This window comes from Proteus sp. ZN5 (assembly GCF_011046025.1).
GTDB lineage: Bacteria > Pseudomonadota > Gammaproteobacteria > Enterobacterales > Enterobacteriaceae > Proteus.
This window is the reverse complement of the sequence record NZ_CP047639.1, coordinates 2660258-2679220: the sequence shown is the minus strand read 5'-3', so window position 1 is coordinate 2679220 and position 18963 is coordinate 2660258. Positions and strand designations below refer to the sequence as shown.

Here is an 18963-nt window from a genome sequence, read left to right as displayed (position 1 = left end):
ATCGTTTCTCTTATTAACAATATGATTTATCTATGATTAAATTTTTCAAACATGGGAGTAATTATGAATGATTATCATTCTCTAGTTTGCTTTTATGTGCTATCAGTGAAGATAAATGTAGGTAATTAGCAAAAAAGAATAAAAAATAACGTTTTTAGTTTGAGATATACACGAAACAAAAAACAGATTTAGAAGATAATAAGTGACAATGTCACCTATTATCTATTTAAAAAAAGCGAAGATAATGGCTAATAACCCACTACTTCGCTTTTAATAAAATAAGATATCTCTATTTATCTAATGCGGATAAAACCACTTTCTTAATATATTGATATCCGGCTTCAATCTGTTGTTCATCACAGGTTTCAGTACTTTTTATAGTCAACTGCAACAAGTTTAAGTGTTTGATAGTTTCCCATTCATTGTTATCAAAATCGCATTCAGAACAAAACTGCGCTGGTGCATTATCGCTATTGCGAGCACAAAGCGTTAACAAACTCAAATCTTGTTTATGATGACTTTTTATAACCAAGTTTTCATAGATTATTTTATTAAGGTCATTTTGCGTTTCTAAATCCTTATTTCCTTTTCTTACAATCGCAAAATTTAATTTATTAAAGTCAGATGCAGATAAAACACGAATATAATAGTGCTCACCTTCTTTTTCGAAAGCCGCTGCGTGATTAAAAAATTGCTCAAGTTTGACGCGCGTCTCCCATTGAATTTGGGCATATTTTCCATATCCAGAAGAAGTAAAAGGATAGAGTTGATGCACACTCCACATCGACGCTACAGCTGGTGCGGATTGAATACCATCAATTTTAGGAACATCATCCGCTTGCTCTGGGCATAATCTAGGGGGATTGGTTAAAAAGCGACTAATACGTGCATCTTTAATACATACTACACCCGTAGGATATGGTGAAAATCCAGCTTGAAACGGTTCAAAAGAGACTGAATCAGCGAGAGAAAGTTGTGTGATACTTTCATATATTTCGGGTGTCAACTCAAGTAATGGAGCTTCTTTTTTTAATTTCTTACACAGAATCTGATAAGGAATAAGATCGTAATTATCATCAAGAAATAAGCTTTTCATATAACCAAATTGAGATGCATCAATATGGATATAAAATGAATTGTTGTATTTTTCCTCGCACTCTTTTCTTAGTTCAAAAAGTGGCTTTAACTTATCAACACTACCATAAGACGGTGCGCCTAATATTCCTATAACACCGAGAATTGGCTCACCTTGTTCAATCAGACGAAAAACAATACTGCGTGTTTTTTCAATATCAGTTTTAAATGTTTCATCAATAGGCAATGCAATAAGGTTGTCATACCCTAACCCAAGTATATCCATTGCTTTTTTCCAAAATTCAAACCGGGAAACTGGAACAAGTAGTTTTCCTAAATGCATTGTTTTGGTCATGCCCGTCCCTCGGCATGTTAAATGACTAACATCATCAAAAATCCCGCGATCATTGAGTTGTTCGCTTATTGCTAAAATATCTGTGACAGACATATTGAATAACTCAAATGCTTTTTTATCTGCAACCAAATCTCGTGATTTTGGATGGCGAGCAATTGCCATAGGTAATGTTTTTAAATTTCTGAGCGCCCACAATATTTCATAGCAAGCAAGAGTATGGCTTGTTGTGATATGACCAAATGCATCTTCGGATGAAAAACCAATTAACTTACAGAGATCATCTGTAATTTTCTTTTCTTGTTCTTTTAGTAAAGGGGAATGGTTATTAAAAACATTATCTGAATTGTATACTAATGCAGAAAGATAACCGAATTTCGCCAGTTGCATCACTTGTGAATGATGATGGGAAAAATAAGGTTCAATATCAGATTGATTATAACTATTTTGCTGTTTTAAAGTCTCTAAAATACTTTCATAAGCATTATCTACTGCTTTTTTTTCAATAGTATTACTTTTTATTTTAGCGTCTAAACTATCGCTATTATTTCTTTTCACTTTATTTTCTTTAGGAAAAGAATACTCACTATTCATTAATATTTTTGCCATCTCTCGATGATAACATGTAAGGGTATCAACGGTTCGGGTATGGTATACACGCTCTGTAGCACTCAGACAGGTTTGTTTGTAATTTGCCATCATCGCACCTATATATAAATTTTTATTATCTGTTTTAATGAGAATTATGTTTATTGATCGTTAATAATTAACCTTTATTCAAATGATATACTACATGATGAGTAAGAATCTTCTTTATTTTATTGATATTAGTTAATATTTTTCCAATTTAATTTAAGTAACTCACACTTTGAAGATAAATGATTTAGCTTTATTTGTTAGTTTCTTTAACTTATTATCAATTTTGATTTAAGTTATATTCCTATGGATGTGATATTATTTTTGCTAAGGTCAATATTTAAACCCGCTCTAATTAGAATCAATGAATAATTCTATCGTTTAATATCTATTATAAAGAATAGATATTAAATCACTTATCTAAAATAGGGTTTTATTTATTTAATTGTAATTCATTTTTTCTTCAATATATAAAAAAACACATGAAATATTGAACATGTGTTTTTCGGAATATTCGCTTTTTAGGAAGGAAAATAATTTCTTACTCTTATATCAAATAAGCTTTAAGCGCTCTTTTTTTCACTCTCTTTCGTTATAAGGCAAGATTTCAAGCATCACTTTACCAATTAAATCACCAGACTCCATTAATTGATGTGCTTTTCCCACTTCTTTTAATGGGAAAATAGCATTAATGATAGGCTTAACTTTTCCTTCAGCAATAAATGGCCACACTTGTTGTTTTAGTTCTTGCGCTATTTGTGCCTTCTCTTCTATTGAGCGAGATCGCATCGTTGAGCCAGTATGAATTAAACGCTTAATCATCATTGGCATCATATTTAAATTTTGAGGCAATCCTTTCATCATACCCACTTGTATAACGCGCCCAAATTTGCCAGCAACTTGATAATTCTTTTCTACGTAATCCCCACCAATAATATCAAGGATGACATCAACACCTTTCCCTTCAGTTAAAATGGGAATTTCTTTAGCAAAATCGACTTGTTTGTAGTTGATGACATAATCAGCGCCGAGATCACGAGCTACGGCTGCTTTTTCTTCAGAGCCAACTGTTGTATAAACTATCGCGCCTATTGTATGAGCCAGCATTATGGCTGTTGAACCAATTCCCGAGGTTCCACCATGAATAAGAACAGATTCACCTTGTTTTAGTTTTCCTAACTGGAATAAATTAGCCCAGACGGTAAAAAAATTCTCAGGCAATGCGGCTGCTTCAATATCCGTTAAATTCATTGATGGTAATGCGATGTCTTCATGCGCAATACAGTATTGAGCATAACCACCACCAGCAACTAAAGCACAAACTCTATCTCCCAGTTGCCATTTAGTGCAGTTTTCACCTAATGCGACAACTTCTCCAGCAACTTCAAGACCCGGAATAGGTGAAGCATCAGCTGGTGGCGGATAACTACCTTGGCGTTGAAAAATATCAGGACGATTAACACCAGAAGCGGCAACTTTGATCAAAAGATAATGTGGAGGAACTGAAGGTATCGGTGATAATTGAGGTTGTAATTTATCTATATCACCAGGCCCTGTGATGGCAATTTCTAACATATCCGCAGGTAAAGCAGTTGTTTTCATCATATACTCCCATTTTATTTAGCCACACTCGGAATTTAATGATAAATAAGTAAAATCAACACCCTATTTCTGATTTTAATCAGGGTATTGGCTTATGAAACAACAAATTACTTAAGTGTATTTAAGAAAGGTTATAACCAACCTTGCTTCTGATGTTGTATGCAAATCGGGCACAATTTTGCTTCTGGCGTCCATGATAAAAAAGCTAAACGGCATTTTTCACAGTGAGCATCATAATAATGATAGTGTGTGGGTTCGTTATTTTTAGCAACTTGTTCATTAACATGAATAGATTTAGGAAAACAAACCACTTCACAGCTCATGCAACCTGTACAGCGCTTTTCATCGAGTGTAAATATATTATTTTCAAGTTCAATCGCACCTTCATCACACACTTTGGCACAGGCAGAACAAAGAATACAACTGTCTTTATCTAGCTGAATTTGGAACCAACTGTCTTCAGGATAAAGTTGTTTTCTTGCATTCAATCCTGTTCTTACTTGATTTTTATTAAGTGGTTTTTCATCTAGTTTTTGACGAAAAAGCATAAAGCGACGCCCACTATCAATGTCAGTAGGCTCTGTGATTATTAATTGCCAAATAGGCTCTTGTAACGTTTTTAATTGAAGATTTAAGTTTGCTAAAACAGGAAGCCATTTATCCACTAAAGGCTGTGCTATCTTCATGCCTCTAATTTGATATTGACGATGCCATACTAATAATTCTTCTGTACTTGCTAATGGTTCATCGTAATTAACAACAAGGTAATTATCTTGGTGTGTTCTTTCATGAGGCGCAATATTTTCTATCGCATCAACAGGACAGGTAAATAGACAATTACCACATTGAAAACAGAGTTCATTGTCTATTTTTACATCTAAGTGAGCAAAAGTGATAGCGCCCACAGGGCAAACTTTGGAGCAACTATCACATAGGCTTTGTTTGAGGCGTTTTCTAACACATTTATCATTAATAATTGGTTCAGGAGGAAGATCCACCTTAATAAAACGCCTCATACATCACTACTCCACTACTTAACAATAAAGAATGCAAAACGATTAAGAATTTCTGCAATCAGTATTATTGCGCTACTTGCTAACACCATACGCAATCCTGAAGTAAATACAGCATTACGATATTTCCATACGCTGTATCCCATCATTAAAATACCAAAAACTGACATAAGCCATGCAGATATTCTTAATCCGAATGTTTCATTATACGCAATGATAGGCGTATGAGGGAACGTTATTGCATCATTTGTTGAAATGACTGCTGACATCCATTCTAAATAGAACGGTTGTACAGCCATACGTATTGTTACAGCAAGGAAAACAACTACTAATGCACTTATTACAACTTTTTTTGCTAATTCATCATTCACAAATGCTTTAACACGAAATGCAGTTATTGAAAGTGCAATAACTGCACCTGCTGCAAATAATGCCCCTATAAACATAAAATAGGTATTTGCATGCATCCATGTCAGCATTGAGGTGTTGTAATACAGAGACGCCATGCAGAATATATCGATAATGCCAAGTAAACCAATAATTGCCAGTATGGTTCTATTCATATGCCCTTTTATCAAAATAACTAAGGTATAAAGGCATAGTGCACCAAGGTAAATTGCAGCAAATATGATTTCACGACTTAGCCATGATGAAGATATATGGCGTAATGCATGAAAAGCATTCCAAGGATATCCCATGTGTAAAGTTGATGCTAATAATCCTAAGCAACCTAAAATAGCGGCTGTTAATAGCACAGGACGCATAGCAACAGCTGCTCTTTTATTACCAATTTCTTTTTCTAACCAACAAAAATAAAGTGCGGTGAAAATAGTCACACCCACAGAACTTTGGACGAACAAAGTAAAGGTAACTAATGGCCATTCACTCATGCTTTAACTCCTCCCTTTTTCGCCGCGCCAGTATGAGGTTTAATCACTAAATTCGGATTTGTCATCGTAAAATCAGGTAACCCTTGAACTTGACTTAAATGTCCATATTTGGCTCTTAGATCTTTAATTTTGCCAAACTTAATCGCATTTAGCGGGCAGGTATCAACACAAATTGGATTTTTGCCTTCGGCTAATAAATCGATACAAAAATCGCATTTTGACATTTGTCCGGTTTCTTCATTCATTTGTGGTGCACCGTAAGGACATGACCAAGCACAATATCCACAACCGACACATTTAGAAGTATCCACCCGAACAATACCGTCACCTTCACGCTTATGCATTGCTGTTGTCGGGCAATTTTTCACACAAACAGGTGAATCGCAATGGTTACAAGATATGGTTAATGTATAAGCAAAAACATTATTAACCAGACCGCCTTGTCCTGTTGGAGCAAATCCACCGCCTTTTACTTCATATATACGGCGGAAACGACGTCCTACTTCTAAGTTATTTTTGTCTTTACATGCCACTTGGCAAGCTTTACAACCAGAGCAACGAGAGGAATCAATAAAGAAACCGAGCTGTTCATCACTCACTGGTCCATATTCTTTAAAGTTACTCATGCTTTGGCTACCTCAACTAAAACGGTTAAATGCGAGTTACCATGGGCTAATGGTGTCATTCGTGTTGATGTTAAAACATTAGGGCATCCACCATGATCAACACCATTTTCATCAGGTGTCCACCATGCACCGGCTTGCAAGCCAACCACACCAGGAATAATGCGTTGTGTAACTAATGCTGGAATTTGAGTTATTCCTCTTTCGTTATAGACACGCACCATATCGCCATTTTTAATACCTCTATTTTCAGCATCAATTGGATTTATCCATACCTCTTGGCGTTGTGCTTCTTGTAACCAAGGATTGGCATATTGTGTTGAGTTGGCACGGTTTTTCCCTTTCCAAGTTAGCATTTGCAATGGATATTTTGCTGTTAACTTATCTTCAGGGCCTTCAATAGCAGGTACATAATGAGATAATGCCGGAATATCCGGATTATTCATGTCATACAGACGCTTAGAGAAAATCTCAATTTTCCCTGATGGTGTTGGGAATGGATTATTCGCAAAGTCATTGATATTTTCTTCAAAGGCAACAAAAGGTTCATCTTTGAAAAGATAACGACGTGTTTTTACTAGCTCTTCAAAATTAGGGAAGTCAGGTCTATCTTGGAAACGCTCTTTATTAGTATCAACAAGATGAGCTATCCACTCTTTTTCACTTCGACCTTCAGTAAACGCCTCTTTTACTCCCATTTTTTCTGCTACGTCTGTTATCCACTCATAATCAGAACGACGCTCAAAAGCTGGCTCAACCACTTTTTCAGACAGAAGAAAATAGTTACCCGTTCCCCATGTATTACCAATGTTCCAACGCTCTAGAAAACTGGTTTCAGGTAAAACGAGATCGGCATATTTTGCAGATGGAGAGAGATATAAATCACTAGCAACAATAAATTCAACTTTTGAATCATCAGCTAATAATTTAGCTGCTGCATTTACATCAGGGTTTTGGTTAACTAAATAGTTACCTGCTAAAGAAAATATCATTTTGATATTGGTATCGAGTTTATCAACACCTAAAAGACCATCTTCAACACGTACTTGGCTTGCATCATCAACTGCTTGCATCCAATTCATGATGGAAATTTGCGCTTTAATTGGGTTCTTCCCAACATTCGGTCCACGCATAGATTGACGATTACCAATACCGCCGTAACCGGCCGCCCATGCCCCTTTTTTACCCACATTTCCAGTAATTGCAGCGAGTAATGTTGAACCACGAGCACTACGCTCACCACAAATATGGCGTTGAGGTCCCCAACCTTGAATTAAGGCTGCTGGTTTTGTCATTGCATATTCGCGTGCGAGTTGACGAATGGTATTTGCAGGCACTCGAGTGATTTTCTCTGCCCATTCAGGTGTTTTTTCTATTCCATCTTTTTGCCCCGTTAAATAAGCCACTAAGGACTCATTAGCAGGAACACCTTCTGGCATATGTTCTTCATCAAAACCAATAACATATTTATCAATAAAAGGTTTGTCATGAAGGTTTTCGGTAACAATGACATACATCATTGCATCCATTAAGGCATTATCGGTTGTTGGTAAAAGAGGGATCCATTGATCAGCAAGAGATTGTGCCGTATCTGAATAACGAGGATCGACCACAATAAACTTGGTACCTTTATTTTTCATTTTTTGAAAATAATGGTTTGTATGACCAAAAATGGTTTCATTAGGGTTATGACCCCATAAAATCACTAGTGGTGTATCTTCAAGTGTATCAAGTGAACTGCCTGTTTTGGATATACCGTAAGTATAAGGAGTAACTTTGACCGTATTCCCTAAGCTAACAGAGTGATAATAAGGTAAGTATCCACCTGTTAAATTGAAGAGTTTCTTCATCATGGTATCACCAGAGAAGATCCCCCCTGTTACAGCGGTATTGACGGTTAAGAAGCGACTTGCTGCACCATATTTTTCGGTTAAACGCGTAATATTTTCTGCAATAAGCGTTGTGGCTTCATCCCATGAAATACGTTCAAATTTACCTTCACCACGTTTACCCACGCGTTTCATTGGGTATTTTAGTCTGTCTGCATGATAAGAGAATTTACGATAACCTCTGCCACGTACGCACGCTCTCATAATAGGCATTGATTCATCTAGCTCATTATCAGGTCTTGTTGTGATCCGAGTGACAATCCCTTCTTTTATATGGGCGCGAATATCGCACTTACCACCACAGTCAAAAGTACTACATGTTGCTACAACGGTAGCTGGGTTTCCGTCCATTTTTGCAATTGGTAAACTTTCATCTACGTTAGCTTGTGCATTTCGTGCGAAAAATGGCACTGTCACTAATGCAGCACTCGTTTGAACAAAGTGGCGACGACTTAGCGACATCATCCCTTTGTTTTTCTCACTTTTTTCTATTTTTTTCATTGGTTTATCATTCTCACATAACAACTCTCATCAGTAAAAATGATAGAATATAGTGGTAAACCCTCATTGATGTACATCAACACCACTAAAGAGGTAATAGAATGTTTCAATATTCCGCACTTCTTTGCCGATCACCCACTTTTTATAAGGAAAAGCTAATTCAAGGTAGCATTAAGTTGCATCAAAAATACATTTAGTTAACTTTACCTAATTTTTTGTTATAAAAATAAAGAGTTATGCAAAAAACACGAATTTAAGGTAAAGCCGTAAATAAAATGTCAATATAAAGATAGAAAATATTGAAGCGCCTCTTCATTTTTGGCTTTTGACAAGGATAATTTAGTAATAGCACTATGACTTCGTTAGAAAATCGAATAATATACCAATTGAGTATAGGGTTAGCGCAAATTGTTCTAAATAGACCTTTAAGCAAAACATTGTTTTTATCAAGATACATGTTTTGTTACATTCAGAATTATTTCCACACGTATCGTTATTCCCCTTACTAATTACTGCAATATGTGTTAAAATTGACGCATATCAATATTTTTATTTGTAATGAGCAAGCTTATGATCCCAGAAAAACGCGTCGTTCGCCGAATCCAATCTGGCGGTTGTGCAATCCATTGTCAGGATTGCAGTATTAGCCAGCTCTGCATCCCGTTTACTTTAAACGAGCATGAGCTTGATCAACTCGATAATATTATCGAGCGTAAAAAGCCCATCCAGAAAGGTCAAACCTTGTTTAAAGCAGGTGATGAGCTGAAATCACTTTATGCCATACGTTCCGGTACAATTAAAAGTTATACCATTACGGAAGAAGGCGACGAGCAAATAACAGGATTTCATCTTGCTGGTGATTTGGTTGGCTTTGACGCCATTATTAATACTGAACACCCAAGTTTCGCACAAGCTTTAGAAACTTCTATGGTTTGTGAAATTCCATTTGAAACGTTGGATGACCTGTCAGGTAAAATGCCTAACTTACGTCAACAAATGATGCGCCTAATGAGTGGTGAAATCAAAGGTGACCAAGAAATGATCTTACTGCTATCGAAAAAGAATGCAGAAGAGCGTCTGGCTGCTTTTATTTATAATCTCTCCCGTCGTTTTGCACAACGTGGTTTTTCTCCTCGTGAATTCCGTTTAACCATGACTCGTGGTGATATCGGTAATTACTTAGGTTTAACCGTTGAAACGATTAGCCGCTTACTTGGCCGCTTCCAGAAAAGTGGTATGTTAAGTGTTAAAGGCAAATACATTACTATCGAAGATAGTACACTGTTAAGTGAACTTGCAGGTAAGCTTCCTTCATCAGCTGAAGTTTAATTTGTTACATTTCACATGCTAATTTTATAACGGGGCACACAAATTTGTGCCCCGTTTTCTATTTTATGCTATTGAATTTTATCTTCTTGGGTTATCTTTAAATTGTAGATGGATAAATCCAGCCCTAAAGAGGATATTACAATGGAAAAATATCAAAACCTTCTCGTTGTCATTGATCCTAACCAAGATGACCAACCGGCACTTCGTCGTGCTGTCTATATCGTTCAGCGTAATGGTGGGCGGATAAAAGCTTTTCTACCTGTTTATGATCTCTCTTATGACATGACAACCCTTTTATCTCCCGATGAACGCAATGCAATGCGTAAAGGTGTTATCAGCCAAAAGGCGGCTTGGATCAAACAACAAGCACGCTATTACCTTGAAGCCGGTATAGAGATTGATATCAAAGTCATTTGGCATAATCGCCCTTATGAAGCAATCATTGAAGAAGTCGTCGCGCATCAACATGACTTGCTGATTAAAATGGCTCATCAACATGATAAATTAGGTTCACTTATTTTTACTCCGCTTGATTGGCAATTGCTTAGAAAATGCCCTTGCCCTGTTTGGATGGTCAAAGATAAAGAGTGGCCTGAATACGGTACTATCGTTGTTGCCGCAAATTTATCAAATGAAGAATCTTATCATGACGCGCTTAATCTCAAACTGATTGAGCTAACAACCGACTTATCTCATCGCATACAAAAAGATCCTGATGTCCATTTACTTAGCGCCTACCCTGTTGCACCTATTAATATTGCGATTGAGTTACCTGATTTTGATCCAAATCTTTATAACAATGCATTACGTGGTCAACATCTTATTGCGATGAAAGAGCTGCGCCAGAAATTCTGTATCCCAGAAGAGAAAACACATGTTAAAGAAGGATTGCCAGAGCAAGTGATCCCTCAAGTTTGTGAAGAGCTAAACGCTGGGATTGTTGTTTTGGGTATTTTAGGAAGAACTGGCCTATCCGCTGCATTCTTAGGAAATACAGCCGAACAACTTATCGACCATATTAAGTGTGATTTATTAGCAATTAAACCGGATGGTTTTACCTGCCCTATTACTGTTGATAGCGATCACGATTAAACTTTTTGCTTTGTATACCAATAAAATGCCAATTGATTAATATTCAATTGGCGTTTTATTTCGCCTATATTTTTTCATATTCTTATCACTATTTGATGAATAAATAGAGTAAATTTAATATCATTATAAATACTTAAAAATAGTAAATTAGTTAATAACTGTTATCATTTAACTTAGGATAAAAAAAAAAGGATTATAAAAATGACGTTATCACTTATCTCTTTAATTATTATAATTTTTATCCCACTTTATTGTATCTATACAAACAATAGTATTATTAAAAATCATAATCGTGTACGACAGGCTTGGGCCGATGTAATTACACAACAACGCCAAAAATCTTTAATTATTCCGAAAATCGAGTCTCTGGTAAAAGAACATAAAGAATTTGAATCCTTGACGCTTCTTGATTTAACTCAAATGCGTAGCGCTGCTGTAAAATTAACAGATTTACCTAGTAACATTACATCTCATGATTTAGACAATTTTCAACATCACTTCCAACACATGCTGAAAAATATGAATGTCGTGGTGGAAAATTATCCAGAGTTAAAATCCATTGATCTTTATTGTAATTTAGCTAATGAAATTTCAAATCAAGAAGATAATGTTGGGGCCGCAATCCGTGTTTATAACAGCAATGTAGCAACATTTAATTCTTGTATCGAAGTATTTCCCAATCATTATATTAATAAGGTATTCACGAAAAAAAGGCTTGCAACGCCTTTTGAACATAAAACATCATCATCTGAAATAGGTTTTACACCTACATTCTAAATAAACAGAGACATTTAGGTACCTATTTTGCTAAATTTAAAAAATGCGAAGATTGTTCAAAACTTAAGTCTTTTAGAACAAAGACTAAAATATCAACAAAGTTATCAAGAGTTTACAGAAACTGTATTATCTATTAAAAAATTAAAACCTAAACGTTTTTATTACATTGCTGTTTTTCTCTTTACATTAGGTTTTACGCTTCTTTTTATTAGCTTCATCGATATACATTTTATAGTGTGTGGTTTATGTGTATTTATTCTCTCTTTGTTCGGTGTTTTTTATTATGGATGGCTATTTGTTGCTATTAGTAGCAAACTTGATGATATCAGTGCTGAAATTTATCAAAAATGGGGACTACTTGATCTTAACTTACACTGCATGCCAATAAAAAATGGCTATGTCAGTTCAATTATAAATGATTTTGAGGAATTAAAGCGAGGTAACGATTCAAGAACAATCACACTAGAATATCAATCCATTGATAATAATAATAAAAAGTTCTATTTTTATGAAGGCGAATTTATTGAACGAGATTTAGCCACTAAAAAAGAAGTCTATACACATTATCGTTGTGGCATGATATTTCATTTTCCCCCTCGATTTAAAAATATTTTTATTATTAGTGAAGGTAAAACACCTTACAAAATACCTTATAAATTGGCATTGCATCAATTTAATCAACAATTCTCTTTAGGCGCTCAAGACCAACATCAACTTGCTAAATTTTTAAAACCATCAATTGTCGAAGCAATACTTAATTTAAGTGATAACTTCATCCATCTTAATATAGAAATTAATGCTAAAGGAATGATATGTATTAGTTCTGATGATTCTGATGCTTTGATCTATACAGCGGACTCTAATATAAACTCACCAGATGTATTTCTAGATGAATTAAATAAAACCACTTATAAACTTCCCAAAGTTTATCAATATATAGAGCTCTATAATATATTGTTAAAGTATTCAGAAGATAATTTTTAAAGTGCCATTAAAAAAGCCAGTCAAATAATTTGACTGGCTTTTTACTATTCGCTATTTGTATCTATTACAGCGCTTTTAAAATTGCATCCACACTGGCTTTAGCATCACCAAACAACATTTGTGTATTCTCTTTAAAGAACAGTGGATTTTGAACCCCTGCATAACCTGTATTCATTGAGCGTTTAAACACAATAACATTCTGCGCTTTCCACACTTCTAATACTGGCATACCTGCAATTGGGCTGTTTGGATCATCTTGTGCCGCTGGGTTTACTGTATCGTTAGCACCAATAACTAAAACGGTATCAGTGTCAGAGAAATCATCATTAATCTCATCCATTTCTAATACAACGTCATAAGGTACTTTAGCTTCTGCTAACAACACATTCATATGGCCCGGTAAACGCCCTGCTACTGGGTGAATACCAAAACGCACTTTCACACCACGTTGGCGCAATTTCTCAGTAATATCATGTACAGGATATTGTGCTTGAGCAACCGCTAATCCGTAACCCGGAGTGATAATAACTGATGTGGAGTTTTTCAGCATATCAGCCACTTCTTCAGCGGTTGTTTCGCGGTATTCACCCATTTCACTTTCTTCTGTTGACGCTGAGCCGTCAGTACCAAATCCACCGGCTATTACGCTAATAAAAGAGCGATTCATCGCCTTACACATAATATAAGAAAGGATAGCACCTGAAGAACCTACTAATGCACCTGTTACAATTAACAGGTCATTACTTAACATAAAGCCCGCAGCAGCCGCAGCCCATCCTGAGTAAGAGTTCAGCATCGAAACAACAACTGGCATATCCGCACCACCAATTGATGCAACTAAATGCCAACCAAATGCTAAGGCAATCACAGTCATTACGATGATTAAGAAAACTTGTAAACCAACGCTGTCAGTTTTAACAAACCAAACCATCAATAAGAAAGAAACAACTAAAGCTGCAAGATTTAATTTATGGCGATTAGGTAACATCATCGGTTTAGATGACATTTTTCCACTTAATTTACCATAAGCGACAATTGAACCCGTAAATGTAACAGCACCAATGAAGATCCCTAAAAAGACCTCCGTTAGGTGAATATTCACCATTATAGGATCCATTGCCGTATTGTGGTCAAGATAACTGTTAAAACCGACTAAAACCGCCGCTAAACCTACAAAACTGTGTAAGATTGCGACCAATTCTGGCATCTGAGTCATTTCGACTTTTTTAGCTAAACGAATACCAATAACGGCACCGATTACCATTGCAATAATGATCCAACCTACATTGCCAGCATAAGGCCCGAAAATGGTTGCGAACAGTGCAATTGCCATCCCTGCAATACCAAAGTAATTACCTTGTTTAGAGGTTTCATGCTTTGATAAGCCGGCAAGGCTGAAAATAAATAATATTGCGGCGACAATATATGCCGCTGTAACAACTCCGCTGGACATAATTGTCTCCCTTATCCTTTACGGAACATTTTCAACATACGTTGAGTAACAGTAAATCCACCAAAAATATTAATACTCGCAATCAATATTGCGATAAACGAAAATAGGCTAACCCAGCCACCACTACCAATTTGGAGTAAAGCACCGACGACGATAATGCCTGAAATTGCGTTTGTAACTGACATTAATGGTGTGTGCAATGAATGACTTACATTCCAAACAACGTAATAACCTACAACACATGAAAGTGCGAATACCGTAAAGTGAGATAAAAACTCTTTCGGCGCAACATTTGCAAGCCATGCAAACAATAAGAAAGCTATCGCTAATAAACTGTATTTCTTCCAAGGTGAAACTGGTTTAGCAACGGGCTTTTCTTGTGGTTTTGCAGTTGGAGCTGCTTTAGGTTGTGCGGAAACTTGAATTGGTGGCGCGGGCCATGTTACTTCACCAGCACGGATAACGGTCACACCACGAATAACAACATCATCGAAATCGATATTGATATTACCGTCTTTCTCTTTACACAATAATTTCAGTAGATTGACTAAGTTAGTACCATAAAGCTGAGATGACTGTGCAGGTAAACGAGCGGCTAAATCAGTGTAACCAATAATTTTTACGCCATGTTCTGTCGTAAAGACTTCATTAGGCACGGTATATTCACAGTTACCCCCATTTTGAGCTGCAAGATCAACAACAACGCTTCCCGGCTTCATCGAATCGACCATCTCTTTCGTTATTAAACGAGGAGCAGGTTTTCCTGGGATTAATGCCGTTGTAATGATGATATCAACATCTTTTGCCTGTTCTGCAAACAATGCCATTTCAGCATCAATAAATGCTTTTGACATTACTTTAGCATAACCATCACCACTACCAGCTTCTTCTTTAAAATCAAGCTCAAGGAATTCAGCACCCATGCTTTGAACTTGTTCTTTAACTTCAGGACGAGTATCAAATGCACGAACAATTGCGCCGAGGCTTCCTGCCGCACCAATTGCAGCAAGACCTGCAACACCCGCACCAATAACCATCACTTTAGCTGGTGGTACTTTACCTGCCGCAGTAATTTGCCCCGTAAAGAATCTTCCGAATTCATGGGCTGCTTCTACAACGGCACGATAGCCTGCGATGTTTGCCATTGAACTTAACGCATCAAGGGATTGTGCACGAGAAATACGTGGCACACTATCCATTGCCATAACATTAATATTCTTTTCAGCTAACTTTTCGAGCAATGCCGCATTTTGCGCTGGCCAAATAAAACTCACCAGTGTCGCACCATCTTGTAGCAACGTTATTTCATTATCCAGCGGTGCATTTACCTTCAAAATAATGTCTGATTCCCAAACATTTTTAAGAGCGAGGATCTCGGCACCAGCTTCCTGATAAGCTTTATCTTCGAAGCTTGAAGCAATACCTGCACCATTTTCAACTGCGACTGTAAATCCTAATTTTATGAGTTGAGTCACTGTAGCTGGTGTAGCTGCAACCCTTGTTTCATTAGAAAGTCGCTCTTTGGGTATACCAATTCGCATAATTTTCCCTTCTTATCCATAGAGATCTGTTAAAACTTCTCCGTTAACTTCACATTCATGCAAAAAAAATGTTAAAAATAATAATATTCATGCCATTAATCGGAGCTCTAATAACCTACTGAAAATAAAACCAATAATCTATATCTGTGTAAAGCTAAAATTGAACTTAATTGGATCATTTTAGTCGAAAAGGCATATTTATGAATTATTCACTATATTCAGGTAAATATCTGGTAACATATACTGGTCATTTGACTCTGTGGTGATTCGCTAAATAAAATAATGCGACAAATGCTATTATTACATGTAATAATTAATCCCTATGTGATAAACCACTACGTTCAGCACATGACCAATATTAATTGCGCAAGGCGGAAGGATTTTGTATGAAGCTGAAAACCTCAGTCATCGCAGCAGCGATGTTGTCTTTAACTAATATCACTGTTGCGCAGGCTGCTCAGGAATTAACACCCGAACAAGCTGCAGAACTAAAACCATTTGAAAGAATTACAGTTATCGGTCGTTTTAACGCTATTTATGAAGCCGCTGATGCGGTATCTCGTCGTGCGGATAAAGTCGGTGCTGATAGTTTCTATATTCAAGGCCTAGATGATATTAGTGATAGTGGCAACATGAGTGTTACTGCTGATCTATACCATAAAGATGCACCCAAAGCAGAAGAAGAAAGCTATCGTGTTTTTCATGGCGTAACTGAATTACCAAAACCTGAAGCAATTCTGTTACAACCATTTGATACTGTTTCTATCCGTGGTTACTTCCCAACAACCCCTGATATTAACGATGCAATTGCAAAAGCGGCAGCTAAAAAAGGTGCTGCATCATTCTTTATTGTTCGTAACGTATCAACGAATGATGGTGGTAACCAAGAAGTAACAGCTTATATCTACAAAAAAGATGCACCTAAACGTGCTATTCAAGCACCAGAAGCTGTTGTTCCTTATGACTCAGATGCTGGTCGCGCACTTATTGCAGAAGGCGGAGCCGCTGCCAATAAAGTTGAAAAGCCAGGCCTTGCTTCAAACACTGACTTTGATAGAAGCGTAGGCGCATTTGCTGATACACAAACTTCAGGCGCAAGTGGTCGTTACACTGTAACTTTACCAAATGGTACTGAAATTCAAGAAGTTAATAAAGCAGCTGCTGCATTAATGGACCCTTTCGATACCATTACTTTTAGTGGATACTTTGTAAACTCACCAGAAATCTCGTATCAAGTTGCTAAGCGTGCAGCAGCAAAAGGCGCTAAGTTCTACCATATTACCAATGAATGGCAAAGTGATGGTGGTACAGTCACTATTACGGCAGACCTATTCAAGTAATAAAAATTTCTTATTGATAAAAACCTTGCTCCGGCAAGGTTTTTTTTATGCAAAATTTAATCAATCAGACATTATATTTGTAAAAGTGAATAATTTTTATGATTTAATGCATAGACAACCAACGCAACTCTCCGTAAAATCTCGCTGTTTTTTAGTGTTTTTATCTTTATTTAAATTTGAGATATTCATATTTATTCTATTTACTGACCAAAAAACAAGAAAATACGCTATTTATTTACAATTTTAATCATGTAGGTAATTATCCTTGAATAAGAAACTTGGCTTAATATCACTCACCGCATTAGTATTAAGCTCGATGGTTGGTGCAGGTGTATTCAGTTTGCCTCAAAATATGGCCGAAGTTGCCAGTCCTGCCGCATTGATTATTGGCTGGATAATAACAGGCATTGGTATCCTCTTTCTTGCTACCTCTTTATTACTCCTCTCTCGCCTTCGCCCTGATCTTGATGGTGGTATTTTTACCTATGCGAAAGAAGGATTTGGTGAGTTCATCGGTTTTTGTTCAGCGTGGGGCTATTGGGTTTGCGCTGTCGTTGCTAACGTTTCTTATCTAGTTATTGTTTTTGCTGCCTTTAGCTTTTTTACAGACACACCAGAAAACATTATTTTTGGCGATGGAAATACATGGCAAGCATTAATTGGAGAATCAATCTTACTTTGGGTTGTCCATTTTCTTGTTTTACGGGGTGTTCAAACTGCCGCCAGCATTAATTTAATGGCAACAATGGCAAAGCTACTTCCTTTAGGATTATTTGTTATTGTCGCCCTATTAGCTTTCAATATGGATATATTTACCCTTGATTTTAAAGGTGTAAATCTAGGTGTCCCAGTTTGGGATCAAGTCAAAAATACCATGCTGATCACGTTGTGGGTATTTATTGGTATTGAAGGGGCAGTTGTTGTTTCCGCAAGAGCTAAAAACCGTCGTGATGTTGGTTTAGCAACAGTGCTTGCCGTTGTCATCGCTTTGATTATCTATATTCTTGTGACTTTGTTATCACAAGGTTTAGTGAGCCAAGCAGAATTGGCAGCGATGAAAAACCCATCAATGGCACCACTACTTGTTCAACTTATTGGTAGCATGGGCGAGATAATTATTGCAGCAGGTCTTATTCTTTCTGTATGTGGTGCTTACTTAAGCTGGACAATTATGGCCGCGGAAGTGCCGTATATTGCAGCACTACATCACTCTTTCCCGAAACAATTAGGGAAGCAGAATAAAAATGATGCTCCTTCGGCTTCGTTATGGTTTACCAATTTTGCCGTTCAATTCTCTTTAGTTTTAATTTGGCTGACAGGAAGTAACTACAACACATTACTGACTATTGCATCAGAGATGATCCTAGTACCTTATTTTCTCGTAGGTGCATTTTTATTTAAAGTAGCAATTGCTCGCAGTAGTCGTGCTTTATTGTTAATTGCCATACCGGCAAGTTTATATGGTTTATGGTTACTTTATGCATCAGGTGTTATTAATTTATTACTCTCTGTTGTTCTGTATGCACCAGGTATTCTGATGTTTTTATATACACGTAAACAGTATAAAGATAAAAAGCCGCTACTCTTAAGTGAGAAAATTCTGTTAGCTCTTGTCTTATTTGGCGCTATTCCAGCATTGGGTTACTTAACTATTTACTAAAGATAATCTGAGGGGTGCTGAAAAACAGTACCTCTCGACCTCTCTTCTCTTCAAGAAAATTCCACTTAAGTCAAGAAATTTCCCTGACAAGCTGTTATTTTTTACACGGATGGTTAGGTGTGTATAAATCAAGAATCAGATAGTATGTTGTAACTAATATATAGGTAACTATTAATTAGTAAGATAATAAAAAAACCCACAAGAAGC

At 36.5% G+C, this 18963-nt stretch carries 14 protein-coding genes; 6 read left to right on the top strand and 8 right to left on the bottom strand.

The features are described from left to right. Nucleotides 1–289: 289 nt before the first annotated feature. The 6 genes from GTK47_RS12325 to GTK47_RS12300 all read right to left on the bottom strand — a co-directional run bounded on the left by GTK47_RS12325 (nt 290) and on the right by GTK47_RS12300 (nt 8580). Nucleotides 290–2125 (bottom strand): pyridoxal-dependent decarboxylase, encoded by a 1836-nt coding sequence (locus tag GTK47_RS12325; protein WP_165123552.1) that lies wholly within the window; start codon nt 2123–2125, stop codon nt 290–292. A 516-nt stretch (nt 2126–2641) separates the two neighbouring features. Continuing rightward, entirely contained in the window at nt 2642–3667 is a 1026-nt protein-coding gene (locus tag GTK47_RS12320) for an NAD(P)H-quinone oxidoreductase (protein ID WP_165123550.1), read from the bottom strand. A gap of 128 nt (nt 3668–3795) precedes the next feature. Next, nucleotides 3796–4680, bottom strand: coding sequence for a 4Fe-4S binding protein (locus GTK47_RS12315; RefSeq protein ID WP_165123548.1), 885 nt, complete (start codon nt 4678–4680; stop codon nt 3796–3798). 14 nt (nt 4681–4694) lie between these two features. After that, nucleotides 4695–5567: a DmsC/YnfH family molybdoenzyme membrane anchor subunit gene (locus GTK47_RS12310; protein WP_165123546.1), complete on the bottom strand. Its 873-nt coding sequence runs from the start codon at nt 5565–5567 to the stop codon at nt 4695–4697. Further along, nucleotides 5564–6193 (bottom strand): DMSO/selenate family reductase complex B subunit, encoded by a 630-nt coding sequence (locus GTK47_RS12305; RefSeq protein ID WP_165123544.1) that lies wholly within the window; start codon nt 6191–6193, stop codon nt 5564–5566. Before GTK47_RS12305 ends, GTK47_RS12310 begins: the two co-directional genes overlap by 4 nt. Continuing rightward, nucleotides 6190–8580, bottom strand: coding sequence for a DMSO/selenate family reductase complex A subunit (locus GTK47_RS12300; RefSeq protein ID WP_165123542.1), 2391 nt, complete (start codon nt 8578–8580; stop codon nt 6190–6192). Before GTK47_RS12300 ends, GTK47_RS12305 begins: the two co-directional genes overlap by 4 nt. Before the next feature lie 570 nt (nt 8581–9150). Here GTK47_RS12300 and GTK47_RS12295 point away from each other — a divergent pair. The 4 genes from GTK47_RS12295 to GTK47_RS12280 all read left to right on the top strand — a co-directional run bounded on the left by GTK47_RS12295 (nt 9151) and on the right by GTK47_RS12280 (nt 12762). After that, a complete protein-coding gene (locus GTK47_RS12295) occupies nt 9151–9909 on the top strand; it encodes an FNR family transcription factor (protein ID WP_036936742.1) in 759 nt (252 codons plus the stop codon). 141 nt (nt 9910–10050) lie between these two features. Next, nucleotides 10051–11001, top strand: a complete 951-nt coding sequence (gene uspE / locus GTK47_RS12290) for a universal stress protein UspE (RefSeq protein WP_036912992.1) — start codon at nt 10051–10053, stop codon at nt 10999–11001. Nucleotides 11002–11202: 201 nt separating this feature from the next. Continuing rightward, nucleotides 11203–11778, top strand: a complete 576-nt coding sequence (locus GTK47_RS12285) for a LemA family protein (RefSeq protein ID WP_165123540.1) — start codon at nt 11203–11205, stop codon at nt 11776–11778. 27 nt (nt 11779–11805) lie between these two features. After that, on the top strand, nt 11806–12762 hold the full coding sequence (locus GTK47_RS12280; protein WP_165123538.1) for a hypothetical protein: 957 nt from the start codon (nt 11806–11808) through the stop codon (nt 12760–12762). Nucleotides 12763–12826: 64 nt separating this feature from the next. Here the strand turns inward: GTK47_RS12280 and pntB are convergent, their stop codons facing one another. Together pntB and pntA are read right to left on the bottom strand one after the other, a co-directional pair. Further along, the gene (gene pntB / locus GTK47_RS12275) at nt 12827–14215 is read right to left on the bottom strand and encodes a Re/Si-specific NAD(P)(+) transhydrogenase subunit beta (RefSeq protein WP_165123536.1); all 1389 of its coding nucleotides are present in this window, start codon (nt 14213–14215) and stop codon (nt 12827–12829) included. A gap of 11 nt (nt 14216–14226) precedes the next feature. Next, nucleotides 14227–15756, bottom strand: coding sequence for a Re/Si-specific NAD(P)(+) transhydrogenase subunit alpha (gene pntA / locus GTK47_RS12270; protein WP_165123534.1), 1530 nt, complete (start codon nt 15754–15756; stop codon nt 14227–14229). 386 nt (nt 15757–16142) lie between these two features. Here pntA and ydgH point away from each other — a divergent pair, with 386 nt between their 5' ends. Together ydgH and GTK47_RS12260 are read left to right on the top strand one after the other, a co-directional pair. Next, nucleotides 16143–17096, top strand: coding sequence for a DUF1471 family protein YdgH (gene ydgH, locus GTK47_RS12265; RefSeq protein WP_165123532.1), 954 nt, complete (start codon nt 16143–16145; stop codon nt 17094–17096). A gap of 265 nt (nt 17097–17361) precedes the next feature. Continuing rightward, entirely contained in the window at nt 17362–18756 is a 1395-nt protein-coding gene (locus tag GTK47_RS12260; protein ID WP_165123530.1) for a basic amino acid/polyamine antiporter, read from the top strand. Nucleotides 18757–18963 lie beyond the last annotated feature (207 nt).

Coding starts and splice junctions, on each gene's coding strand:
- GTK47_RS12305 (WP_165123544.1), bottom strand. CDS start 6,193: ATGAGTAACTTTAAAGAATATGGACCAGTGAGTGATGAACAGCTCGGT.
- GTK47_RS12295 (WP_036936742.1), top strand. CDS start 9,151: ATGATCCCAGAAAAACGCGTCGTTCGCCGAATCCAATCTGGCGGTTGT.
- GTK47_RS12310 (WP_165123546.1), bottom strand. CDS start 5,567: ATGAGTGAATGGCCATTAGTTACCTTTACTTTGTTCGTCCAAAGTTCT.
- ydgH (WP_165123532.1), top strand. CDS start 16,143: ATGAAGCTGAAAACCTCAGTCATCGCAGCAGCGATGTTGTCTTTAACT.
- GTK47_RS12300 (WP_165123542.1), bottom strand. CDS start 8,580: ATGAAAAAAATAGAAAAAAGTGAGAAAAACAAAGGGATGATGTCGCTA.
- GTK47_RS12285 (WP_165123540.1), top strand. CDS start 11,203: ATGACGTTATCACTTATCTCTTTAATTATTATAATTTTTATCCCACTT.
- GTK47_RS12315 (WP_165123548.1), bottom strand. CDS start 4,680: ATGAGGCGTTTTATTAAGGTGGATCTTCCTCCTGAACCAATTATTAAT.
- pntB (WP_165123536.1), bottom strand. CDS start 14,215: ATGTCCAGCGGAGTTGTTACAGCGGCATATATTGTCGCCGCAATATTA.
- uspE (WP_036912992.1), top strand. CDS start 10,051: ATGGAAAAATATCAAAACCTTCTCGTTGTCATTGATCCTAACCAAGAT.
- GTK47_RS12320 (WP_165123550.1), bottom strand. CDS start 3,667: ATGATGAAAACAACTGCTTTACCTGCGGATATGTTAGAAATTGCCATC.
- GTK47_RS12325 (WP_165123552.1), bottom strand. CDS start 2,125: ATGGCAAATTACAAACAAACCTGTCTGAGTGCTACAGAGCGTGTATAC.
- pntA (WP_165123534.1), bottom strand. CDS start 15,756: ATGCGAATTGGTATACCCAAAGAGCGACTTTCTAATGAAACAAGGGTT.